Origin of the sequence: Kitasatospora sp. NPDC056531, from assembly GCF_042794375.1 — a bacterium.
Taxonomy (GTDB): Bacteria; Actinomycetota; Actinomycetes; order Streptomycetales; family Streptomycetaceae; genus Kitasatospora.
In genome coordinates, this window is record NZ_JBHTTU010000031.1 from 46,180 (window position 1) to 68,244 (window position 22,065).

Genomic DNA, 22,065 nt, shown 5'->3' on the forward strand with positions numbered 1-22,065 from the left:
TGCACCGGCCCGGCTCACGGCCGGTGCCCGGACGATCAGCCCCAGGCGGAGTCCGCGAGCGCGACCGGAGCGGCGGTGTTGACGGTGTCCGGGGCGGCCGACCCGCCGAGCGCCAGGAAGGCGCCAACGGCAAGGGCAACGGCAAACTTGACGAAACGAGCCTCGGTCTTGAACATTTTTCCGTCTTTCCGCTCTGTGGATCAGTCGATCTCGGCCGGCAGGGCGGAGGCTCCGACCGGGTTTCCGGTCGGAGCCTTCCTCGTTAGGTGGCCCCCGTCGACCTAGATCGGTAGTGAGCGCAGCCGCACCGCGCCCGCGGGCCACTCGGCGCCGTCACGCAGCGGCGACCAGATCGTGCGTAGCGGCATCACCACGAGCCGCCCTCCGGGCTGTTCCACCGTCACCTCCGCAGCCAGTTCGTGGAAGCCCCGCCGCTCGTAGTAGGGGACGAGCCTCGGGCGGCAGAACGCCAGCGCGTGCGCGGAGCCGAGCGTGCGCGCGTGGTCGAACGCGGCTTCGAGCAGGGCGCGCGCGAGGCTGCCGTCGCGCCTGCCGGGGGCGACGGCGAGGCCCCCTATGCCGACAGCCGCGAGCTCTGTGTCACCGACGCTGAGCAGGATCGGCACCAGGCCGATGTGGGCGACGAGCCGGTCGTCGGCGGCCCGGATGCCGAGGTGGATCTCCTTGGGCCGGAAGGTCAGTCCGAGGTCGCCGACACTGTAGGGGTCGTCGCCGGGGCCGAAGATCTCGTCCTGGTCGGCGCGGGTGTACCGGGGCAGCCGGACGATCTCCGGCGGCACGGCGGAGCAGCGGTCATCCATTCGGCCGCGATCCCTTCCCGAAGGCTTCCGTCCAGTGCTTTCCCGTCCGCGGCGTCCCCGCCGGGGAACGACGGTCGTACGCTCGCAGCCCCGCGGCCGCCGTGGTGACCGCCTCCACCACGACGCCGGCCTCGTCGCCGCCGAGGTGGGGCCCGAGGGGGAGGCTGAGGCCCGCCGCTGCCAGGTGTTCGCTGCGCGGGTGGGTGCCGGGCGGCGCGCCGGCCGGGTCGTCGGCGTAGGCCGGGGACCGATGGGGTGGTACGGGGTAGTGCATCAGGGTCTCCACCCCGGCCCGCTCCAGCCGACGGCGCAGCTCGTCACGTTCTGCGCAGCGGATCACGTACAGGTGCCACGCCGGATCGGCCCAGGCGGCCGTGGCGGGGACGGCGAGCTGCGGAAGGCCGCCCAGGGCGCGGGTGTAGCACTCGGCGGTGCGGGCCCGCCGGGCGTTCCAGGCGTCCAGGTGCGGCAGCTTGGCGCGCAGCACGGCGGCCTGGAGCTCGTCGAGTCGCGAGTTGGTGGCCCGCACCTCGTGCCGGTACTTCTCCCGGGAGCCGTAGTTGCGCAGCAGCCGGACGCGGTCGGCCAGGGCGGCGTCCCGGGTGACGACTGCTCCGGCGTCGCCCATGGCGCCCAGGTTCTTGCCGGGGTAGAAGCTGAACGCGACCACGTGGCCCGATCCGATCCGGCGGCTCCGGTAGCGGGCGCCGTGCGCCTGCGCGGCGTCCTCGACGACGGCCAGGGCGTGCCGTTCGGCGATCGCCAGCAGCGGATCCAGATCGGCCGGATGCCCGTACAGGTGCACGGGCAGCACGGCCCTGGTCCGGGGGGTGAGCGCCGCCTCGACGAGGGCCGGGTCCAGGGACAGCCCGTCCGGCGTCGGATCGACGGGCACCGGTCTGGCCCCGACGGCGGACACCGCCAGCCAGGTGGCGATGTAGGTGTGCGCGGGCACCACCACCTCGTCGCCGGGTCCGATGCCCAGCGCGCGCAGCGCCAGCTCCAGCGCGGCACTGCCGCTGCCGACCCCGGCGCAGTGGTCGTTGCCGCAGTACGCCGCGAACTCCGCCTCGAACGCCTCCAGTTCGGCGCCGAGCAGGTAGCGGCCGGAGGCGGCCACCCGGCGCACGGCCGCGTCGAGGTCGGCCCGCAGCTCCCGGTAGGCCGCGCTCAGGTCGAGGAAGGGCACGTTCACGGCAGGCGCCGGGCGTCGCGCAGGAAGGTGTCGTAGTCGCGGTAGTAGTCCGATTCCTCGTAGTGTCGCGAGGCGAGGACGAGGGCGACGGACCCGGGGGCGAAGTCCTGGAGCACGTGCCACACCATCGGCCCGATGTAGAGCCCCACACCCGGCTCGTCCAGCCGGTACGCCGTACGGTGGAAGCCGTCGTCCAGGCTGACCGAGAAGCCGCCGTGCGCGGCGATCACCACCTGTTCCAGGGTGCGGTGCCCGTGCTCACCACGAGGCGGCGACGACTCCGGCTGCCCGTACATGTAGTAGACGCGCTGGATGGCGAAGTCCGTGGTCATGCCGGACTCGACCACGGAGAGGGTGCCGCGTGGATCGACGTGTTGCTCCAGCCTGATCAGCCGGCACGGTTTGATCCTTCCCACGCATGCGGCACGGGCGGATTCGGCGGCGTTCTCGGCGACGGCGATGCTCCTCTCGGGGCGAGGAAGGTACTCGAAGTCCTCGTCCGTGAGCATGACCAGCTGGAATGGTGCACCGACGCCCCGATTCCACTCAGGGCACGTTGCAGTTCGCGCGGGCCGACCGCACGTCCGGTGGACATGCGGTGAGGCTACACAACAACCCGGACAAACGCTGAGTTTGATGACTAATCAGATCATTGTGGCAGGCCTCCCCGATGACACCTCCGCCCTTGGCCGAAGGCCCGGACAGCCCCGCGGGCGACCACGAGCGTGTCCGAAAGATCGCGTAAGTCCCCGATGTGACAGGCTGGCCGGGGCCCGCGCTCCGGGCCTTGATCGGCCGGGACGGGAGGTGCACCGTGAAAGTCCTGCGACCCACTCTGGCGAAGGTGCCGTGGATGCTCGCGGCACTGGTCCTCGTGGCCGGCGTCCTGCTGGATCGTTTCGCACCCCAGCCGTACACGGGACTCCCACTGCTGGCAGCCGCACCGCTCATCGCGGGTGCCACGCTCTCCTTCCGCTCCGCGCTCGCCGTCGTGTGTGTCACGTGCGTGGTCTCGGTGTTGGTGGACATCGAACGCGGGCGTCCGGCGACACCACTGATCGTCGACCTCGCCGTGGTCAGCGTGATCGGCGTGCTGGCTCTCGCGGTCAACCGGCTGATCGTGCGGCAGGGGCGCGATCTGGCACTGGCCAGGGATGTCGCGGAGAGGGTCCAGCGGGCGGTCCTCCCGGAGCCACCGAGGATGGTCGGGCCGCTGACCGTGGCCGCGGGGTACACGGCGGCGCAGGCCGAGGCACGGATCGGCGGTGACTTCTTCGCCGTGCAGGAGACGCCGTTCGGGGTACGGATGATCATCGGCGATGTGCGGGGCAAAGGCGTCGCGGCTGTCGCCGCCGTGGCGATCGCGATCGGAGCCTTCCGCCAGGAAGCCGAGTACGCCCCCAGCCTGGTCACGCTGGGACAGCGGATGGACGAGGCAGTGGCCAGAGACACAGCCTGCAGCGGCCCGGTGCCCGCCATGGAGGGCTTCATCACCGCCGTACTGGCCGAGGTCTCCACCGACGGCGAGGTACTGAGCCTGGTGAACCACGGGCATCCGCCCCCGTACCTGATCCACGACGGACGGCTCGCACGGCTCGACCCGACCGTCCCACAGCTACCCCTCGGCCTGGGACTGGTCGATCCCACTCATACCGACTCCGTGCCCGCCGATGTCGTGCGGCTGCCCCCGGGGGCCTCGCTACTGCTGGTGACCGACGGCGTCACCGAGGCGCGGGACAAGCGGGGGGCCTTCTACGACCCGCTCGCCTCGGAGCGCATGCACAGGCGGTTCAGTGACCCCGGTGCGGTGGTGGATGCCCTCACCGAGGACGTCGGCCACTGGACCGGGGGCGAACGCGGCGACGACATGGCCATCCTGGTGGTCACCAGGCGCCATCGCCCTCCCCGCGTCGCCTGATCAGGGGCATGGTCCTCGCCCGGCTCTGCGACCACACCAGCGCTCAGGACCACCTCCACCACGCGGGCTCTAGAGCAGCATCGCCTCGAACCGGTACTCGGGTGCGGTCAGTGGTTGCTCGGCCCAGATGACCTTGCCGCGGGCCGTGTACCTGGTCCCCCACCGCTCGGCGATCTGGGCCACCAGGAACAGGCCCCGGCCGCCCTCGTCCATGGTGGCGGCGTAGCGCAGGTGGGGGGCGGTGCTGCTGCTGTCGGAGACCTCGCAGACCAGGCTGGTGTCGCGCAGCATGCGCACGCGGATGGGCTCGGCGCCGTAGCGGAGGGCGTTGGTGATCAGTTCGCTGAGGATCAGCTCGGCGGTGAAGCTCAGTTCCTCCAGGCCCCAGGCGGTCAGCTGGTGGCCGCATGCGTTGCGGATGCGGGAGACGGCGGCGAAGTCGTACGGCACGTCCCAGGTGGCCATCTGGGACGGTTCGAACAGGCGTGTGTGGGCGACGAGGAGTGCGATGTCGTCGCCCGGGTGCGGTGGGACCAGCGTGTCGAACACGGCCCGGCAGGTCTCCTCCGGGGATCCGTGAGCTGGGGTGTCGGCCAGGCAGGCACGCAGCGCGGCGAGTCCGTTCTCCAGGTCGCGCTCGCGGCCGGTGACGAGTCCGTTGGTGTAGAGGATCAGTGCGCTGCCGGGCTCCAGCTGGAGTTCGGTGGTCTCGAAGGGCAGGCCGCCCACGCCGAGTGGCGGCCCGGCGGGCAGGTCGACGAACTCCACGCCGCCGTCGGTGCGGACCAGGGCGGGCGGCGGGTGGCCCGCCCGTGCCATGGCGCAGTGTCCGGAGACCGGGTCGTAGATCGCGTACAGGCAGGTGGCGCCCGTGACCGCCCTCGTCTTGTCGTCCTCGACGGGTTCGCCTTGGTCGAGTCGGGCGACCAGTTCGTCGAGGCGGGCGAGCAGCTCGTCCGGGGGCAGGTCGAGGGCGGCGAAGTTGAGGACGGCTGTGCGCAGTCGGCCCATGGTGGCGGCGGCGTGCAGGCCGTGGCCGACGACGTCGCCGACGACCAGGGCCACGCGGAAGCCGGGCAGCGGGATGACGTCGAACCAGTCCCCGCCGACCCCCCGCTGCGCCGGCCGGTAGCGGTAGGCCACTTCCATGGCGTTCTGCTCGGGCAGTGCGCGGGGTAGCAGGCTGCGTTGCAGCGCCTCGGCCATCCGGTGCTCGCGGGTGTAGCGGCGGGCGTTGTCGATGGACATCGCCGCGCGGGCGACCAGTTCCTCGGCGAAGGCGACGTCCTCCTCCCCGAACGGTGCGGACTGCCCCGAGCGCCAGAAGGTGACCGCGCCCAGGGTCAGGCCGCGCGCCCTGAGCGGTGTGGAGACCAGCGAGTGGACCCCGTACGCGAGGATCCGGTCGGCGGTCTGCGGGTCACGTGCCCGCCAGGCGTGTGCCTGGCGCAGGTCGGGCACCAGCGTGGCGCGCCCGCTTCCCAGGGCGACGGCCTCCGGTGTGCCGGGCAGCGGGCTGATCTGCGTACCCACCGGGTGGAACGGCCGGTCCTCGCGGATGCCGCCGGCGGCCACCCGGCGGATCCGCGGGCCTCCCGCGACGCCCGTGTCCGGGAGCGGTTCGTCACCGCGCAGCACCGCCTCGGCCAGCTCGACGGTGGCGAAGTCCGCGAAGCGCGGCATCACCGCGTCGACCAGCTCCTGGGCGGTCCGCTCCACGTCCAGGGTGGTGCCGACCCGTACACCCGCGTCGTAGAGCAGCCTCAGCCGGGCCCGGGCCGCCTCGGCCTGCCCGGCCAGCGTCCGCAGCTCGGTGGTGTCCCGGATCGTCGCGACACTGCCGGGCCCGCCGCCGAACGGCGCGGTGGGGCGGTTGTTGACGGCGAGCAGCCGGTCCTCGGCCGGGTACACCTCGTCGGTGGCGGCCCGCCCGGACGCCAGCAGCCCGGCCAGCCCCGGATCGAGCCCCAGCTCGGTGACCGGCCGTCCCTCCACCTCGGGCGCCAGCTCCAGCAGCCGCCGGGCCTCGTCGTTCGCCAGCACCACCCGACCGTCCCCGCCGACGATCAGCACGCCCTCGCGCACCGCGTGCAGCACCGCGTCGTGGTGCTCGTACATCCGCGTCATCTCGGCCGGGCCCAGGCCGAGCGTCTGGCGACGCAGCCGCCGCCGCACCAGCACCGCCCCGCCCGTCCCCACGGCGAGCGCGGCCGCCGCACCGCCGAACAGGACCGGCAGCTGCCGGCTCACCGCGCCTCCCGTGTTCTTGACGTAGTACCCAACCGAGAGAAAACCGGCGACCGAACCGTCCGGCCTGGTGACCGACACGGTGGTGTCCACGTCGGGTCCCAGCGGTATGTTCTCGGTCACGGTGTACGGCCCTTTCAGGGAATCCTGGTAGTCGCCGTAGACGTGCTTTCCGATCAGCTCGGGATGGGCGGTCTGGGCGTAGCGGGTCCCGTCGGTGCCGAAGATCACGATGTAGTCGAAGCCGCCGCTCTTCTGCACGTCCACGGCCAGCGGCTGCAGCACCGCGGTCGGATCGGCGCTGTCCAGAGCAGCCGCCAGCCCGGGATAACGCGACAACGTGACGGCCGCGGCGCGCGTGCTGTGCCCGGCATCACTGATGGCGTAGTTGTGGGCCTGCAGGATGAGCGTCGTCAGGGCCGCGCCGACCAGCAGCACCACCACGACCAGCAGCCACAGGAACACCTGCCCGGCGACACTGCGCACCCGCAGCCGCGAGCGCAGCCGGCTACGAGCGGACCGGTGTTCCTCCGGTCCGTCCTGTGCCTTGCTCAAGGGCATGCTCCCTGTGTGCGTCCGGGCCGTTCCCGCGCATCCGGGTCCCCTCCTCCACGCTGCCACCCGGCCCGAGGACGCGCACGCGCGAAGCCCACGGCGGGCCGGGGTGGAACGCCGGCCGGGAACCGGTGGCTGCGGTGAGCACACCTCCGGTCACGCCTCGGGGGGTGGCGGGCTGTCGGCCCGTGGGTGCGCCACGAGGCGCCGAGGAGAGTCCGTTGGACGCGCCTGGGCCCAGGATGGAAGCCGGGCCCACGCCAGGTTCTTGATCAGGCGGGCTGTCCCGTCGGCACCGGAGTGCGGCGCCGCCCGGTACCCCTCGCTCTCGTAGAGCGCGATGTTCTGCCGGCTCCGGGCACCGGTGGACAGCACGGCCCGGCCGTGTCCCGGGTCGCTCGCGCTCGCGCAGCGGACGCAAGGCGTGGGCCACCCTCACCAACTCGTCCATGACCTCGTGGGCCGCACCGACGAGAGCCGGAGTCGGGCGGACCCGTCCGTCCTCCACCGCGTCACCGAGGCGTATCGCGTCCGCCGCCGGACGCGCGCAGCGCCTGCGCCTCGGCCAAGGCCTGCCGTGAGAGCGGCTTGCGCCGCCAGCCGTCCCTGCAGGCGGGGACCTGGGGCCGCGCCAGGCGTGCGGGGCGCTCCAGGGCGCTCGTTCCGGCGTCGTCGGCCATGGTCCGGGCCGACCCGGGCGGCGCGAGCCGGTGTCGAGCGATGACGGCGCCCGTGGGAGTGGCGATCGACAGGTACGGCTCGTCCAGCCGGTGGTGGACCGTCACCAACGCGCCGGCGAGGTCGGGCTGGACCGCGTAGAAGCTGTCGCGGTACGGCACCAGCCCCTGAGGGCCGACGACCCGGTGCGTGCACAATCGCGCGGGGAACGGGGTGGCCGGCAGGGCCGGCAGCCGATGGCCGTCCCGGGCGTCCTGGGCGTCCTGGGCGTCCTGGGCGTCCTGGCACAGTGCGAGCCGATCGAGCTCCTCCTGGGCACCGGTCAGCCAGGTGTCCCGCGCGGTGCCGTACCACCAGTCGCGCAGCACCGCCCCCCGGGCCTCGTCCGGTGGATCGGCATGGCCGGCCGGACCGAGCTGGACTGCCGCACCGTAGTAGCGGGCCACCCGCGTGAAAGCCGGCTTCGGCTGGCCGGTCGCGACGCTGCACGCGACCGGCGTCCGGCCGAGCCGCCAGCATCCGGGCGTGCCACCGAACCGGCGTAGCACCCGGTCGATCGCCTCAGCCAGGTGCGGGAGGTCGTCGCCGTCGCTCAGCACGCCGCGCCAGCGACCGGAGGTGGTGAGGGTGCCGATCAGCAGCTGCGCGTGGGTGCCGCACCCCCACCGCGCCGGCGGGGCGGACAACCGGAGCCAGTCGAACCGGATCTCCTGGCCGCCTCGTGACGCGTCCGCCGGCCCGCCCGGATACCCACCGGGCGGGCAGTGCGTACAGGGCGGACGCAGCAGGTGCCGACGCAGCGCCCGGGTGAAGGTGGAGTAGGCGCCGAGGTAGCCGAGCTCGACCACCTCCGCGTACAGCCGGGTCGCCAGGAGGTGCGGGTCATCGGCCAGCCGCTGCCGGCAATAGGGCAGGAAGAGCAGGAACACGTCCGGCGTCGCACTGCGCACGCCCGCTACCCGACCACCGCCGAGATAGGACCGCACCGTTTTGCGATCGCGCCTCAGATGCCGGGCGATCGCCGAGATCGACCAGCCCTGGAGATGCAGCCCCTGCATCTCCAGATATTCGTTCCTGGCGAGCATTCCAGTCCCCTTGCCGAAACCGGCTAAAAAATCATGCCGGGTGCATGTGGATGGCGGATTCCTCCAACGAGCCAAAGACCTTACATGAGTATCCGGAAGATGCGAAGCTGGCAAGATGTCTACACCACTGATTCGTTGAGAATTCCGGGGAGGACACGGTCTCCGCGCGCGCCACCCCGTCGCGCCACCCGGGGAGAATCGCCAAGCAGGTACGGGCGGTTATGAACATATGACCACCGCCCCGGCGGGTGGGGAATTTTCGGGAGCACCATACCGAATCTTTAATCCGGCAGCCCGGGTGGATCGACCGAGGAATTCCATGTAGCATGCCCAAAATGAGCTATTAAAGGTCGCCCGGATTGCGGATATTCGATGGGCCATCCCCGTCGTTGACCGGGGTATGGGTGTAATTCGTCAATGGCAAAATTTGCCCCCGGCAGACCGGGACCCCGTATGCAGCGTCGGCAGCTGGCTTTTTGTGCCCGATCGTCGAAATGCTGCGGGAGACGTGCAGTGCGGCTACCTGGCACGCAACGGGGAGCGCGTCGTCCTGGCGCACTGCTCCCGGCTGCTGGCCGACTTCCTCCGTACGCTCCGCCACCTCCAGGAGAGCCACGCCCAGCGTGCCGGCTCCTCGGCCCCGGCCAAATGCTGACCCGCGCGACTCGGCGGCAGGCGAGCAGGGCAGCGGACGGCACAACGTTAGGAGTTGGCGATGTACGACTCGATGGGCGAGTCCTCCGCCTGGTTCGGGAGCGGGGCCAGTGTCCTCGGCGTCCCGACCACCGAGGGATGGATCGATTGGGACAGCGAGCAGCCCGGGCCGCTCCACACCTACGCGTCGTTGGACGACCTCAGTCTGCTCGACACCGTGCCGCACCACGCCTACGCGTCGTTGGACGACCTCAGCCTGCTCGACACCGTGCCGCACCAGGCGACGCGGGAGCCCGCTCCGGCCGTGCGGCACCGCCGCGAACAGTCGGTGACATCGTGGCCGCTGGTCTTCCGCAAGCTGTTCGGGGTGCTGACGGCCGTGACGGTCACCGCCGTCTGCGTGCTGGACTGGCTGCTCTGCTACAACCCGCTGCGCGACCTCGCCGGGTCCCGGGTGCCGCACGGAATGGACCACCTGTGGCCGGTGATCATCTACGGGCCGTGGCTGGTGGGCAGCCTCTCGATGCTGCGCAGCACGCTGGAATCACGCAGGCTGGTGCACGCGTGGGTCGTGGTGGTCGTCTTCTCCGGCATCGCGACGGGGTTGTGCTCCTTCGAGGTGTACCGGACGTCCCTCGATCCGCTCGACATCGTCGTCGCGGGCCTGCCGCCGATCACCTCGGCCGTCTGCCTGCACCAGCTGGTGCGTCAGATCGCAACGGCCTCTCGTCCCCGCCGCCCATCGCCACGGCACACCGACCGCCGGGTGTCGCGGCGGCGAAGGCGCTGAGCCCGGCCGCAGGCCCGTCCCCGTCGGCCCGTTCAGCCGTCGTCGCGCCCCCGTGATGCCGACGACCAGCAGTACGGAAGCCCTTCACGAGTTCGAATCCCGCATCCTCCGCCTTCGCGAAGGCCCCGACCGGTTCGCCGGTCGGGGCCTTCGTCGTCCTCCGGCTCGGGTTCCGGCGCGGCTTCCGCGCGGCAGTGGCGATCCCGCTGCCGAGAATGGCTTCTGCTCCGCGGGTCAGTTATGTCATCATGCGATGACATCGTCTGATGACATCGCATGATGACAGCCGTCAGACACTCGATCTCCGACAAGGGAGGGCGCGTCCATGGAGACCCGAACGGGCCTGTCGACGCGACGTGAGCGGGCCCTGGTGCCCGTGCTGGTGTTCCTCAGTGCCGTGGTGGCGGTGATCAGCAGTCTCGGTGCGCCGATGATCCCGACCATCGCGGCCGTCGACCACGTGTCGCTCGCCGAGGCGCAGTGGTCGCTGACCATCACGATGCTGGTCGGGGCGGTCGCCACCCCGGTGCTCGGACGGCTGGGCGACGGGCCGGCCCGGCGTGCGACCACCCTCGCCGCCGCCGCCATGGTGGTGGTCGGCAGCGTGCTGGCCGCGCTGCCGCTCGGCTTCGACTCGCTGATCGCCGGGCGCGCGCTGCAGGGCGTCGGGGTCGGGCTGACCCCACTGGCCATCGCCACCGCGCGGGACGCGCTGCCCGGCCCGGCCTCCCGCTCGGCGGTCGCACTGCTCTCCATCACCACCGTCGCCGGCGTCGGCCTCGGCTACCCGATCACCGGCCTGATCGCCCAGTCCTTCGGCATCTACGCGGCCTTCTGGTTCGGCGCCGTGATCAGCGCGCTCGCCCTGGCGCTGGCCGTCCTGGTGCTGCCCCCGACGACGGACCGCGAACGGCGCCCGCTGGACGCGCTCGGCGCGGTGCTGATCGGGCTGGCGCTGGTCGGACTGCTGCTGGTGCTCAGCGAGGGCGAGAGCTGGGGCTGGGCCAGCGCCCGGCTGTGGACGGTGGCGGGCGCCTCGGTGCTGCTGCTGGTCGGCTGGGTGTGGCACGAGCTGCGCACCGCCCACCCGCTGGTGGAGCTGCGCAGCCTGACCAACCCCGTGGTGCTGACCGCGGACGTGGCCGCCCTGGTCGCGGGCGTCGGGATGTACCTGCTGTTCTCGCTGGTGATCCGCTACGTCCAGACCCCGGCCAGCACCGGCTACGGCCTGGGCGCCTCGGTCGTGGTGGCCGGCCTGGTGCTGCTGCCGTTCTCGGCGCTCAGCCTGCTGTCCAGCAAGGTGGTCCCGACCCTGGCCCGGCGCACCTCGTCCGCCCTGGTGCTGCCGCTCGGCTGCGCGGTCTCACTGGTCTCGGTGCTGGTCTTCCTGTTCGCCCGTGACCACCTGTGGGAGCTCCTGGTGGTGATGGGGATCGCCGGGCTCGGCGTCGGCTGCACCTTCGCCGTGATGCCGGGGCTGATCGTCAACGCGGTGCCCGCCGACGAGGTCGGCAGCGCGGTCAGCTTCAACCAGCTGCTGCGCACCGTCGGCTACTCCACCGGCAGCGCGCTGTGCGGCGCCGTCCTCCAGGCGCACACCGCACCGGGGCAGCTGCTGCCCGCCGACAGCGGCTACCGGGACGCGGCGCTGATCGGCTGCGCGGTGTGGGTGGTGATCGGGCTGACTACGATCGTCCTGCCGCGGCTCAGTGCCGCGACCGCCGCCCGCAAGGGTGCCCGCGTGGACGAGGAGCTGATGGTGGAAGAGAGCATCGCCGACGGCGTGGCCGGCGAGGGCGAGGTGCCCGTGCTGCGGGCCGGAGCCGAGCGGTGACCGAGGCGGCCCCCGGGGCCGACGGGCCCGCCGTCGCGGACGGCGGACAGCCGGAACCCGCCACCCCGCGGCGCCGGGACGCCGCCCGCAGCCGGGAGCTCCTGATCCGGGCGGCGATGGAACTCTTCGCCGACCGCGGCTTCGAGCGCACCACCATCCGGGAGATCGGCGACCGGGCCGGCGTGGACCCGGCACTGATCGCCCGTTACTTCGGCGGCAAGACCCAGCTCTACCTGGCCACCGTACGCATGGAGCTGGGCGACTCGGCACCGGCCGACCTGCTGGACGACGACCGCCTGCGCACCCTGGTGGAGCGGCTCACCCGACGCGGCCCGGGCCCCTCCTTCATGGCCGCGGTCCTACCCGGCGACAACACCGAGGTCCAGCAGTCCGCGCGCACCTACCTCCACGAACGGATGGTCGAGCCGCTGCACCGCCGCTTCGCCGCCGAACACGTGGACCGCCCCCAGCTGCGGGCCGAACTCGCGGCGGCCGCCTTCGCCGGGATCATCCTGGCGCGCTCCAGCGGGGCCTTCGCCGAACTCGCCAAGGCCGCGCCCGAGGAACTGCTGCCACTCCTCCACGACCTCCTGGCCGCCAGCCGCCCCACCGCGTAGCAGGGGTCGGCCGGCCCGGTGGACCCGGCCGACCCCGCCGACCGAGCTGGTCCGGGCCGCACCACACGACCATCACAACTCCGCAACGACAGCCCGCCCGGCAGGCCGGGTCCACGACCTCCACATCGGACGCCCCGATCTGCCGCGCCAGTACGACGACGGCGGCCTGGTCGACCTCAACAACGCGCCGGCCCGGGCCATCGCCGACGCGTGCTCCATCGAACCGCCGTTGGCCGAGGGGATCGTGGCCGCCCGTCAGGAGCTCGGGTCGTTCAGCTCGCTCGACGAAGTGATCGTCTTCGCCCGGGTCGAGGAGGGCGCGGCCGCGCTGATCCGCGAATACGCGCTCCTGCTGCCGAGGTAGCCGCGCCTCACGCCGCCGACCAGTAGTACTGGTTCGCTAGGAGGGCTGGTCGACCAGTAGCTGGACGCCGTCGAGGATCCGGGCGAGGCCGAACTCCAAGGGGTCGACCGGGTCGGGGGCGAAGGCGCCGGCGGCGATGGCGCGGGTGAGGGTGGGGAAGCGGTCGGCGTGGCGCTCCAGGAGCTCGCCGGTGAGGCGGTTCCACTCCCGGCTGTGCTGCTCGTCGAAGTCGAGGTCCTGCTGGACGAGCGTGCGGACCAGGCCCGCGACCAGCACGAAGACCCGGTGCTGCTCGGCCGCGGTCAGGCCGCTGGGCTCCAGGGCGGCGAGCGCCGCGTCGAGCCAGCCGAGCTGGTTGGGGCCCATCAGCTGACGGCGCATGGCGGTGGCGGCCAGTAGCCAGGGGTGGGCGCGGTGGGTCGCCGCGGACCGGCGGGCCCACTCGGTGATCCGCTCCCGCCAGCCGGCCCCGGCCGCCGACAGGTCGGGGGCCTCGGCGAGGACGGACTCGACCATCAGCTCGATCAGTTCGGCCTTACCGGGCACGTAGCGGTAGAGCGCCATCGCCGAGACGCCGAACTCGGCGGCGACCTTGTTCATCGAGACGGCGTCCAGCCCCTCGGCGTCGGCGATCACCACCGCGGCCACGGCGATGCGCTGGGGGGTCAGGCTCGGCTTGGGCCCCCGGGTCGGCTGGTCCTGCTCGCCCCACAGCAGTGCGATGCCCGCACGCAGGTCACGCGCCTTCTCCCTGGCCATCCGACGCTCCCTCTCAGCTGGTGTTCCGTGGTGCCCGTTGACACCACCCAGAACTGTATATACCTTAAACGCATCTGCTGATGCGATAAACAGTTTGGGGGATACACCATGCTCGCCACCATCGCCACCGTCTCCGCCGCCGCTCTCACCGCTCCCGTCGCCGGACTGCTGGGCTACCGGCAGCTCAAGCGCGCCGCGCTCGCCAAGCGGCTGCGGATCACCGGCCCGAAGGGGATCGAGGAGGCGGGCTTCGTCCGGATCGGCGGCATCGACCAGTGGGTCTCCATCCGCGGCGAGGACCGCGACAACCCGGTGATCCTGGAGATCCTGGGCGGCCCCGGCGCTTCCAACCTGGTCTTCATCCCCCGCACCCGGGGCTGGGAGAAGCACTTCACGATCGTGCGCTGGGACATGCGCGGCGCCGGCTTCACCTTCGCCGCCACCGGCCCGGAGGGGCAGGGCGAGCTGAGCCACGAGCGGCTGTACCACGACGCCCTGGAGGTCACCGAGCACCTGCGGACCCGGCTCGGCGTCGACCGGCTGCTGCTGGTCGCCAACTCCTTCGGCACCGTCCTCGGCCTGCGGCTGGCCCGCAACCACCCCGAGCTGTACTCGGGTTACGTCGGCACCGACCAGAACATCATCGACGGCGGCCGGGAGCGCTCGGCCTACGACGCGCTCGTGGGCCGGCTGCGCGCGGCGGGCCGGAAGAAGGAGAAGGAGCTGGCCACCGCCCTGGCGATGGGCGCCGACCGGTCGGCGTGGACCACCAAGGACGTCGGCGAGTACAACAAGCTGGTCCTCACCAGCGACCCGCTCTCCTTCGACACCATGAAGACCGTGGTGGTGCGCTCACTCTGGTTCTCGCCCCTGCACACCCTGCCCGGCCTGCGGTCGTACCTGAAGGCCATGGAGTTCTCCGAGCGCCTCCAGCTGGAGGCCGCGGCCTTCGACGAGCGCGCCGAGGGGACGGAGTTCCGGATCCCGTTCTTCGTCTTCCAGGGCGACAGCGACGTCCTCACCCCGCCCGAGCCGGCCAAGCGCTTCTTCGACGAGGTCACCGCGCCGGTCAAGGAGTTCGCGCTGATCCGGAACGCCAGCCACTTCGCGAGCTTCCGCCACCCCGACCAGTTCCTCGACCTGATGCTCACCGTGGTCCGTCCGGCGATCACCGCCCAGCCGGTCGCGCGCTGAGCACGGCGGCAGCCGTCACTCGGCCACCACGGCTATCTCGTGGACGGCGTTCCGGTCGCCGGTGAGCGGCTGGACCCGCCCGGCGGAGTCGGTGGCCCGGCAGCGGACGCGGCGCGGGCCCGGGGCGAGGTCGCACCGGAGCCGGAAGCGCTGCCAACTGGGGTGCGGGCCGCGCCGGTCCAGCTCGGCGGGCTGCCAGTCGGCGTCGTCCACGGCGATCTCGACGGCCGTCACCTCGGTGGAACTCCAGGCATAGCCGGCCAGTTCGCAGACTCCGGCCGGGACGGACCGGCCGTCGCGCGGGGTGAGCAGCTTGCTGCCGACGTCCTTCTCGCGGACCGGACGGGCCTCACTCTCCCCGGGCAGGACGCGGGTGTACAGGCGGGTGGTGAAGATGTGGTCGGGGCGCTCGGCGGCCAGCACGATCCGGGTCAGCCACTTGACCGAGTTGGTGCCGAACATCAGGGGCGCCACCGCGCGCACCGGATACCCGTGGTCGGGGCGCAGCGGTTCGCCGTTCATGGTGTGGGCGAGGACGACCTCGGCGCCCGCCTGGTCGAGGGGCAGGTCCTTGAGGTAACTCACACCGCCCTCCCCCGCGAAGTCGCCGCGGTCGGCGCCCTCCAGCCAGACGTTCCGGGCCTCCGGGCGCGGGCCGGCCAGCTCCAGCACGGCGGCGAGCGGGACGCCGGCCCACTCCAGGTTGGTGACGGCGCGGGTCGGCACATCGGGGCGCAGCGGATTGCCGAAGCACTCGTGGACGGCGGTGAACCGGGTCTGCGGCAGGCCCTGGAGGCTCCGGAAGTCCAGCCGCAGGGGCCGCTCCACCAGGCCCTCGACGGTGAGCGTCCAGCTGGCCGGGTCGAGCCGCGGAGGCGGGCCGAGGTGGTTGCGGACGAAGACGTCCTCGATCGGGGTGATGAAGACGTCGGGCGTCTCCGGGTCGGTCCTGATCATTCGCCACACCCCCGTGCAGTGATCACTGTTGCCGCGATCGACAGTACAAGGAGGGACTGACAACGGACCTTCCGGCCAGGACGGCGGGGCCTTCCGGCCGGGGCTCAGCCCCCGAAGGCCCGGGCCGCCGCCATGAGTTCGGCCACCGTCGCCGCCTTGTGGTCCGAGTAGGCGAGCAGCCGCCCGGTGGCCCGGGCGGCGTCCCGCTTGGCGCGGGCGTAGCGGGCGGCCGCCTCCGGGTGAGCGCGCAGGTAGTCGCGCAGCAGCAGGTTGTCGGTCCACAACTGCCCGCGCAGTACGACCACATGGACGTTGGCCGGCCGCTCAGAGCGCCGCCGCAGGTATTCGCGGCCGGGGACGCCCGCCTCGCCCAGGTGCTCGAAGCCGAGCCCACGGACGTACCCGACCACCGCGTCGACGTCCCCGGCCGCACAGCCGATCTGGACGTCGAGCACCGGCTTGGCGTCCAGGCCGGGGACGGAGGTCGAGCCGATGTGCCCGACCTCGACGTACGGGCCCTGCTCCCCGAGCCCTGCGGTGAGCCGCTCCACCAGGGCCCGGCCCCGGACCGCCCAGACCGGGTCGTACGGGACGAGGTGGATCGGTTCGTCGAGGTCAGGCGCAGTGGACATGACCGGGAGGGTAGCGGCCCCCGGCCCGGACGTCCGATTCCTTCAAGACCCCCCGACCGCACCCCGCCTAGCGTGGCGACCATGAACAGCACATCCGCACCGCAACTCGCCTTCTTCGGCCTCGCGGTCTCCGACATGGCCGCCTCGGTCGCCTTCTACCGGCGGCTCGGCATCGCCTTCCCGGAGGGCTCCGAGCAGGCGCCGCACGTCGAGGCCGAACTGCCCGGCGGGCTGCTCCTGGTGCTCGACGCCGAGTCCACCATCCGTTCCTTCCACCCCGGCTGGCGGCCGCCGACCGGCAACGGCCGGGCCGCGCTGGCGTTCCGCTGCCAGAGCCCGGCGCACGTGGACGCGGTGTACGAGGAGCTGACCGGCGCCGGGTACCACGGGGAGCTGAAGCCCTGGGACGCCTTCTGGGGCCAGCGTTACGCGACGGTGCACGACCCGGACGGCAACGGGGTCGACCTGCTCGCGCCGCTGGCGCAGTAGCTCCGGGGCCCGGCGGCTCCAGGCCCCCGGCAGCTCTAGGCCGCCAACAGGGCCGTCACCGGCTGTCCCGCCAACTCCCGTACCTCGCGGGACAGGTGCGCCTGGTCCGCGTAGCCCGTCCGGGCCGCCGTCTCGGCGAGCGGGACACCGGAGCGGGCCAGCCCGAGGGCGCGCTGCAGACGCAGGATCCGGGCGAGCGTCTTGGGGCCGTAACCGAAGGCGGCCTGCGAGCGGCGGTGCAGCTGGCGGGCGCCGAGCCCGACCGCCTCGGCCGTCGCCGCGACGCTGTGCCCGGCCGCGAGCGCTCCGGCCACCGCCCGTACCAGCGGGTCCTCCGGCTGCGCCTCGGCGGCCAGGCGCAGCGCGAGTTCCTCCAGCGCGGCGGCCGGGTCGGGCGCCGCGTCGATCCGTCCGGTCAGCCGCCGCACCTCGCCGCCGGGGCGCAGGTCGGCCAGGTCGACCCGCCGGTCGCGCAGCGCGGAGGCCGGTACCCCGAGCAGCGCCGGAGCGGCCCCGGGCCGGAACCGGACGCCCGCCCACGGGCCCCGCAGCCCGGGCCCGGGTCGGAACGCCCGGGTGTCGGGGCCGGCGACCAGCAGCCGGCCCTCCGTCCACAGCAGGTCCATGCAGCCGTCCGGCAGCACCAGGCCGCCCGCGCCACCGCCCGTACGGTCGGCGCCCTTCGTCCACAGCACCGCCCCGGGCAGCCTGGACGCGCGCTCCGCGTAGTCGGTGGACATGCGTCGAAGGCTACGCCCCGAGGCTGCCCGAGGTCAGCAGCAGCCCGGCGAAGACCAGGATGTACGAGTCGATGATCCACTGGATGTCCTGCGCCCCGGCCTTGAGGTCCGCCGCGATCGGCGGGATGGACAGCCGGGACAGCAGCTTCATCCGCGGCGTCGGGGTGATCCTGGACGGCATCGAGGCGACCCGGGCGGGTGCACCGCACCCGCCCGGGCCGTCGATCATCGCCGGTCACCCATCGCTCACCGTCTGCCGACGCTCAACTCCCGCTGAGCGCCTGCACATCGGCGTACCCCGGCACCGGCCCCACCGGCCCGCCCGAGGCGACGGCCGCCGCCGTGGCCACCGCCGCCGCCAGCGCCGCCCGGTAGAGCAGCGAGCCCAGGCTGACCCGGGCCACCCCGAGCTCGGCCAGTTCGGCGAGGCCCGGGCCGGTCGGCGTCAGCAGGACGTTGAGCGGGACGGCGACCCGGCCGACCAGCCGGGCGATCACCGCCGGTTCGGTCACCCCGGGGACGAACACGCCGTCCGCGCCCGCCCGCTGGTAGACCTCCAGCCGCCGGACGGCCTCCGGCTCGGGGTCGTCCTGCCCACACCAGTAGGTGTCGGTGCGGGCGTTCACGAACAGCTCCGGCACGGCCGCCTTCACCGCCGCGACCTTCGCCGCGTGGACGGCGGCCGGTGTCAGCGTGCCGTCCGCCCGGCCGTCCTCCAGGTTGATGCCGGCCACCCCGGCCTGCGCCAACTCCACGGCCAACGCCGCGACTTCGTCCGGGTCGTCGCTGAAGCCGGACTCCACGTCGACGCTGAGCAGGAAGTCGTCGCGGCCGAGCCGGCGGGCCAGCCGTACGGTCTCCGCGCGGGTGGCGGCGGCACCGTCCGGCAGGCCTGCGGCGGCCGCCACGCCCAGGCTGGTGGTGCCGATCGCCGGGTAGCCCTCGGCGGCGAGGGCGACGGCCGAGGCGTGGTCCCAGGCGTTCGGGAGCAGCAGCGGGCGGCCGGGGCGGTGGTGCAGTGCGGCGAACGGGGTCATCGGGTCACCTCCGGGTTCAACTCGCCGACGGAGTCCGCGTAGTAGCCGGACGCCGAGGCGAGGTGGCAGACGATCTGACGGAAGCTCCAGCCCGCACCGGGCGAGTCGTCCAGGTGCTTCTCCGGCAGCGCGGCGACCCGCTGGGACCAGATCCGCCCGAGCCTGGTGAGCCGGCTGCGGGCCTCGTCCAGGTCGGCGACGGTGAACGGCGCGAGGTCGGCCGGGGTGGTGACGTTGGAGGCGTGCCAGTGGTCGGGCTCGGCCGGCTCGCCGACCAGTCGGGCCTCCAACTCGGCCAGGTGGTCCAGGAGATGGTCGGCGACCCGGCGAACCACCTTGTGCGGGGTGTAGGTTCGCCCGCCCGCGTTCACGATCGGGCGCCCGTCCCAGGTCGTCCAGGTGGCGGCGAGACCGAGGACGTGATCCATCATCTCCGGGATCAGGGCGGCGAGTTCGGCCTGATCGACGTCCTGCGAGGGCGGCACCGAGTCGTCCGCCGGGTCCGAGGAGCCGTACAGGATGCCCTCGGCGATGACCAGCGCGTGCGAGCGGCCCGGGCAGAGCCGGGGCTCGGCGCCGAAGGCCAGCGGCTCGCGGTCCGGCTGCTGGGCGGCCGCGACGTCCAGCAGGACGTGCGCCCCGGCGGGTACGGCGACCCCGCCGACCTCGGTCGCCCGGGCGGCGAAGCGGTGCATCTCCCGGACGGGCGAGTCCTCCCGCAGGGCGCCGGCCAGGCCGCCGGGGTGCCGCCGGGCGTGCTCGACCAGGGTGGCCGTGGCGTCACAGGCCTGGACGAGCAGGCCGATCCGGTTGACCGCCGTCTCCTCGTCGGCGTCCCCCATCGCGGGCACCAGCCGGGCGACCGCCGCGTCCGCCTCCGGGTCGTCCGGAGCCGCCTCGAAGTACGTCCGGGACACCGCCTTCACGTCCCGCGCGACAGCCTCCGGCTCGGCCAGCCCGAGCGCCGCCGCCAGCACCCGGACCACCCGCAGCCGGACGTCCGTCCCGTAGCCGCCCGCCGCCGCGACCCGCAGCGCGGCCGGGTCCAGCCGTTCCAGGTCGGCCAGCACCAGCGCCCGCCGCCGGGCGTGCGGCCCGCCCGCGCTGAACCGGGCGACGGCGGCCCGCAGCCAGGCCACCGTGCCGTACGGGCCGGGCGTCGCGGGCGGGGGGACCAGCGTCGGGTCGGCCAGGGCCTCGGTCACGTCCTCGTACCGGGAGAAGTCGATTCGGATCACCGTGGGATCACTCATGCCCTCATCGTGGCCCCGGCTCGTTTCGGTCCCGGCCGAACTGTGCCGGGGCGACCATGGCGGTATGCCAGACCATGGACGCATGCCGCTGGACCACCGGGGCTCCTCGCTCGCCGCCCTCGCCGCCCTGCTCGCCGACCCCACCCGCGCCGAGTTCTGCTCCGCACTGCTCGACGGCCGCGCCTGGACGGCCGGCGAGCTGGCCCGGACCGCAGGGGTCGCGCCGTCCACCGCCAGCGAGCACCTCTCCCGGTTGATCGCGGGCGGGCTGCTGGCCGAGGAACGGCAGGGGCGGCACCGGTACGTCCGACTGGCCACCCCGGCCGTCGCCACCCTGATCGAGGACGTCACCGTCTTCGCCGAGACGGTCTTCGCCGAGGCCGCCGAGCTGCCGGACCGGGCGCCCCACACCCTCCGCGAGGCCACCCGGCAGAGCGCCGAGGCCCGCGCCCGGACCTGCTACGACCACCTGGCCGGCCGCCTCGGCGTGGCCGTCGCCGACGCGCTGCTCGACCGCGGCCTGGTCAGCGACGACGCCGGCCTCGCCGTCACCGAGCGCGGCCATGCCTGGCTGGCCGCGCAGGCGATCGAACTGCCGCCGCGCGCGGGCCGCCCCGGCGGGCGCCCGGTGGTGCGCGGCTGCCTGGACTGGACGGAACGCCGCAGCCACCTCGGCGGGGCGCTGGGCGCGGCGCTCTGCCGCACCGCCCTGGACCGCGCCTGGGTGGAGCGGATCGGCTCCGGCCGGGCCGTGCGGGTCACCCCGGACGGCTGCCGGGCGCTGCGCGAACTGCTCGGGGTCGAGGTGTCCTGAGCCCCCGAAGTGCCCCGAGCCCCCGAGGCAGCACGAATCCGCTCACCCCATCGACTTCGCCCCGTCCAGCGACTCCCGGATGATGTCCGCGTGCCCGGCGTGCTGCGCGGTCTCCGCGATCAGGTGCAGCAGCACCCGCCGGGCCGACCAGCTCGCCCCCGGCTCGAACCAGGGCGCCGGCGGCAGCGGGTGGGCGAGGTCCAGGTCGGGCAGGCTGCGGACCAGTTCGTCGGTGCCGCGCGCCACCGCCTCGTACGCGTCGAGCAGCCCGGCCAGCGTCTCGCCCTCCGCCATCCGGAACTGCGCCGCCCAGTCCCCGTCGCCGCTGCGCATCGCCTCCGCGCCGCCGGTGATGAACCGCGCCCAGCGCGCCTCGACCGCGGACACGTGCTTGATCAGACCGCCGAGGCACAGCTCGCTGACCGTGGTCTGCCGGGCCGCCTGCTCGTCGGTGAGGTCCCGGACGGTGCGGCGCAGCAGGCCGCGGTGGTTGCCCAGGGTCTCGACGAGATCCCCCCGCTCCCCCATCAGACGTCCACGGTCCTGGGCTGCTCGCCCACGGTCCGGCCGAGGTCGATCAGCCCGAAGGCCGCACCCTGCTGGTCGCCGACCGCCGCGAACCGGCCGAACGGGCTGTCCACCGGCCCGAAGTACACCTTGCCGCCGTGTGCCGTCAGCCGCTCGACCGCGGCGTCGGTGTCGTCCACGGCGAAGTAGACGCTCACGTACGAGGGCGCCTCGGGCGGCAGGAAGTCACCCTCCGCCCCCTTCCGGCCCAGCACCGGTCGGCCGCCGACCTGGAACATCCGGTAGTCCACCTGCTCGGAGTCCATCTTCTTGGTGCCGTACGGGAAGACCGCCGGGAAGAAGGCGTCTGCCTTGCCGGGCTCGCGGGTGACGATCTCGGCCCAGCTGTACGCGCCGGGCGCGCCCTGCTTCTCGAAGCCCTCGTGGGTCCCGGCCTGCCAGACGCCGAACACGACCCCGCCCGGGTCCTTGGCCAGCACCATCGTGCCGACGTCTCCGATCGCCATCGGGCCCATGACCACCTCGCCCCCATTGGCGCGGATCCGCTCGGCGGTGGCGGCGACGTCCGGGGAGGCGAGGTACAGGCACCAGACGGACTGCGCCTGGTAACCGGGCACCGGCGGCACGAGCGCGGCCACCGCCTTGCCGTCCGAGTACGCCGCCGTGTAGTTGCCGAACTCCGAAGAGCTCTCACCGAAGGTCCAGCCGAGGACGTGGCCGTAGAAGGCTTTGGCGCCCTCCACGTCGGTGAACATCGCGTCGGCCCAACAGGGTGTGCCCTCAGGTAGCGCAGCCATCTATCAGCCCTTGTCCGTGACGATGCGGGCACGCGCCGGAAGGCGCGCGCGGCCCCCGACTCGCCAGCCTAGCCACGACGAGGCGCACCCGCTTGGGTGCGCCTCGG

24 protein-coding genes are annotated in these 22,065 nt (G+C 73.1%); 9 read left to right on the top strand and 15 right to left on the bottom strand.

What is annotated here, in order from left to right; translation table 11 throughout:
• Positions 1-35: 35 nt before the first annotated feature.
• The 4 genes from ACFQ87_RS24485 to ACFQ87_RS24500 all read right to left on the bottom strand — a co-directional run bounded on the left by ACFQ87_RS24485 (position 36) and on the right by ACFQ87_RS24500 (position 2,525).
• On the bottom strand, positions 36-176 hold the full coding sequence (locus ACFQ87_RS24485) for a hypothetical protein (RefSeq protein WP_380612932.1): 141 nt from the start codon (positions 174-176) through the stop codon (positions 36-38).
• Between the two features lie 105 nt (positions 177-281).
• Positions 282-821, bottom strand: coding sequence for a GNAT family N-acetyltransferase (locus tag ACFQ87_RS24490; RefSeq protein WP_380612933.1), 540 nt, complete (start codon positions 819-821; stop codon positions 282-284).
• The gene (locus tag ACFQ87_RS24495; protein ID WP_380612934.1) at positions 814-2,016 is read right to left on the bottom strand and encodes a DegT/DnrJ/EryC1/StrS family aminotransferase; all 1,203 of its coding nucleotides are present in this window, start codon (positions 2,014-2,016) and stop codon (positions 814-816) included. Before ACFQ87_RS24495 ends, ACFQ87_RS24490 begins: the two co-directional genes overlap by 8 nt.
• Entirely contained in the window at positions 2,013-2,525 is a 513-nt protein-coding gene (locus ACFQ87_RS24500) for an FdtA/QdtA family cupin domain-containing protein (protein WP_380612935.1), read from the bottom strand. The genes ACFQ87_RS24495 and ACFQ87_RS24500 overlap by 4 nt, the downstream gene beginning before the upstream one ends.
• 344 nt (positions 2,526-2,869) lie before the next feature.
• Here ACFQ87_RS24500 and ACFQ87_RS24505 point away from each other — a divergent pair, with 344 nt between their 5' ends.
• Entirely contained in the window at positions 2,870-3,934 is a 1,065-nt protein-coding gene (locus tag ACFQ87_RS24505) for a PP2C family protein-serine/threonine phosphatase (RefSeq protein WP_380612936.1), read from the top strand.
• 69 nt (positions 3,935-4,003) lie between these two features.
• On the opposite strand, the gene ACFQ87_RS24510 is transcribed toward ACFQ87_RS24505, so the two are convergent.
• Both ACFQ87_RS24510 and ACFQ87_RS24515 read right to left on the bottom strand, forming a co-directional pair.
• A complete protein-coding gene (locus tag ACFQ87_RS24510; RefSeq protein ID WP_380612937.1) occupies positions 4,004-6,742 on the bottom strand; it encodes a SpoIIE family protein phosphatase in 2,739 nt (912 codons plus the stop codon).
• A 506-nt stretch (positions 6,743-7,248) separates the two neighbouring features.
• On the bottom strand, positions 7,249-8,499 hold the full coding sequence (locus tag ACFQ87_RS24515) for an IS21 family transposase (protein ID WP_380612938.1): 1,251 nt from the start codon (positions 8,497-8,499) through the stop codon (positions 7,249-7,251).
• Positions 8,500-9,007: 508 nt separating this feature from the next.
• Between ACFQ87_RS24515 and ACFQ87_RS24520 the strand changes: the two genes are divergently transcribed.
• The 5 genes from ACFQ87_RS24520 (at position 9,008) to ACFQ87_RS24540 (ending at position 12,758) form a co-directional block, all read left to right on the top strand.
• Positions 9,008-9,154, top strand: a complete 147-nt coding sequence (locus ACFQ87_RS24520) for a hypothetical protein (protein ID WP_380612939.1) — start codon at positions 9,008-9,010, stop codon at positions 9,152-9,154.
• A gap of 60 nt (positions 9,155-9,214) precedes the next feature.
• Positions 9,215-9,943, top strand: coding sequence for a hypothetical protein (locus tag ACFQ87_RS24525; RefSeq protein WP_380612940.1), 729 nt, complete (start codon positions 9,215-9,217; stop codon positions 9,941-9,943).
• 325 nt (positions 9,944-10,268) lie between these two features.
• Entirely contained in the window at positions 10,269-11,777 is a 1,509-nt protein-coding gene (locus ACFQ87_RS24530; protein WP_380612941.1) for an MFS transporter, read from the top strand.
• A complete protein-coding gene (locus ACFQ87_RS24535; RefSeq protein WP_380612942.1) occupies positions 11,774-12,394 on the top strand; it encodes a helix-turn-helix domain-containing protein in 621 nt (206 codons plus the stop codon). Before ACFQ87_RS24530 ends, ACFQ87_RS24535 begins: the two co-directional genes overlap by 4 nt.
• Positions 12,395-12,623: 229 nt before the next feature.
• The gene (locus ACFQ87_RS24540; protein WP_380612943.1) at positions 12,624-12,758 is read left to right on the top strand and encodes a hypothetical protein; all 135 of its coding nucleotides are present in this window, start codon (positions 12,624-12,626) and stop codon (positions 12,756-12,758) included.
• A gap of 36 nt (positions 12,759-12,794) precedes the next feature.
• On the opposite strand, the gene ACFQ87_RS24545 is transcribed toward ACFQ87_RS24540, so the two are convergent.
• The gene (locus tag ACFQ87_RS24545; protein ID WP_380612944.1) at positions 12,795-13,517 is read right to left on the bottom strand and encodes a TetR/AcrR family transcriptional regulator; all 723 of its coding nucleotides are present in this window, start codon (positions 13,515-13,517) and stop codon (positions 12,795-12,797) included.
• Positions 13,518-13,625: 108 nt separating this feature from the next.
• Between ACFQ87_RS24545 and ACFQ87_RS24550 the strand changes: the two genes are divergently transcribed.
• Positions 13,626-14,711, top strand: coding sequence for an alpha/beta fold hydrolase (locus ACFQ87_RS24550; RefSeq protein ID WP_380612945.1), 1,086 nt, complete (start codon positions 13,626-13,628; stop codon positions 14,709-14,711).
• 15 nt (positions 14,712-14,726) lie between these two features.
• Here the strand turns inward: ACFQ87_RS24550 and ACFQ87_RS24555 are convergent, their stop codons facing one another.
• Both ACFQ87_RS24555 and ACFQ87_RS24560 read right to left on the bottom strand, forming a co-directional pair.
• Positions 14,727-15,668 (bottom strand): molybdopterin-dependent oxidoreductase, encoded by a 942-nt coding sequence (locus ACFQ87_RS24555; RefSeq protein ID WP_380612946.1) that lies wholly within the window; start codon positions 15,666-15,668, stop codon positions 14,727-14,729.
• 104 nt (positions 15,669-15,772) lie between these two features.
• Positions 15,773-16,300, bottom strand: coding sequence for a GrpB family protein (locus ACFQ87_RS24560; protein WP_380612947.1), 528 nt, complete (start codon positions 16,298-16,300; stop codon positions 15,773-15,775).
• Positions 16,301-16,381: 81 nt separating this feature from the next.
• Here ACFQ87_RS24560 and ACFQ87_RS24565 point away from each other — a divergent pair, with 81 nt between their 5' ends.
• Positions 16,382-16,789: a VOC family protein gene (locus tag ACFQ87_RS24565; RefSeq protein ID WP_380612948.1), complete on the top strand. Its 408-nt coding sequence runs from the start codon at positions 16,382-16,384 to the stop codon at positions 16,787-16,789.
• Positions 16,790-16,824: 35 nt separating this feature from the next.
• Here ACFQ87_RS24565 and ACFQ87_RS24570 read toward each other — a convergent pair whose 3' ends face one another.
• Genes ACFQ87_RS24570 through ACFQ87_RS24585 form a run of 4 tightly spaced genes read right to left on the bottom strand, consistent with a single transcriptional unit; the run spans position 16,825 to position 19,819 of the window.
• Positions 16,825-17,529, bottom strand: coding sequence for a helix-turn-helix domain-containing protein (locus tag ACFQ87_RS24570; protein ID WP_380612949.1), 705 nt, complete (start codon positions 17,527-17,529; stop codon positions 16,825-16,827).
• A gap of 10 nt (positions 17,530-17,539) precedes the next feature.
• On the bottom strand, positions 17,540-17,758 hold the full coding sequence (locus ACFQ87_RS24575; RefSeq protein WP_380612982.1) for a hypothetical protein: 219 nt from the start codon (positions 17,756-17,758) through the stop codon (positions 17,540-17,542).
• Between the two features lie 34 nt (positions 17,759-17,792).
• Positions 17,793-18,566 carry an isocitrate lyase/phosphoenolpyruvate mutase family protein gene (locus ACFQ87_RS24580; protein ID WP_380612950.1) on the bottom strand — a complete coding sequence of 258 codons (774 nt, stop codon included), beginning with the start codon at positions 18,564-18,566 and terminating at the stop codon, positions 17,793-17,795.
• Positions 18,563-19,819, bottom strand: a complete 1,257-nt coding sequence (locus ACFQ87_RS24585) for a hypothetical protein (RefSeq protein ID WP_380612951.1) — start codon at positions 19,817-19,819, stop codon at positions 18,563-18,565. Before ACFQ87_RS24585 ends, ACFQ87_RS24580 begins: the two co-directional genes overlap by 4 nt.
• Positions 19,820-19,901: 82 nt before the next feature.
• On the opposite strand from ACFQ87_RS24585, the gene ACFQ87_RS24590 reads away from it, so the two are divergent.
• Positions 19,902-20,633 (top strand): ArsR/SmtB family transcription factor, encoded by a 732-nt coding sequence (locus ACFQ87_RS24590; RefSeq protein ID WP_380612952.1) that lies wholly within the window; start codon positions 19,902-19,904, stop codon positions 20,631-20,633.
• A 42-nt stretch (positions 20,634-20,675) separates the two neighbouring features.
• Here ACFQ87_RS24590 and ACFQ87_RS24595 read toward each other — a convergent pair whose 3' ends face one another.
• Together ACFQ87_RS24595 and ACFQ87_RS24600 are read right to left on the bottom strand one after the other, a co-directional pair.
• Positions 20,676-21,161 (bottom strand): DinB family protein, encoded by a 486-nt coding sequence (locus tag ACFQ87_RS24595; protein ID WP_380612953.1) that lies wholly within the window; start codon positions 21,159-21,161, stop codon positions 20,676-20,678.
• The gene (locus tag ACFQ87_RS24600) at positions 21,161-21,958 is read right to left on the bottom strand and encodes a VOC family protein (protein ID WP_380612954.1); all 798 of its coding nucleotides are present in this window, start codon (positions 21,956-21,958) and stop codon (positions 21,161-21,163) included. The genes ACFQ87_RS24595 and ACFQ87_RS24600 overlap by 1 nt, the downstream gene beginning before the upstream one ends.
• Positions 21,959-22,065: the final 107 nt, after the last annotated feature.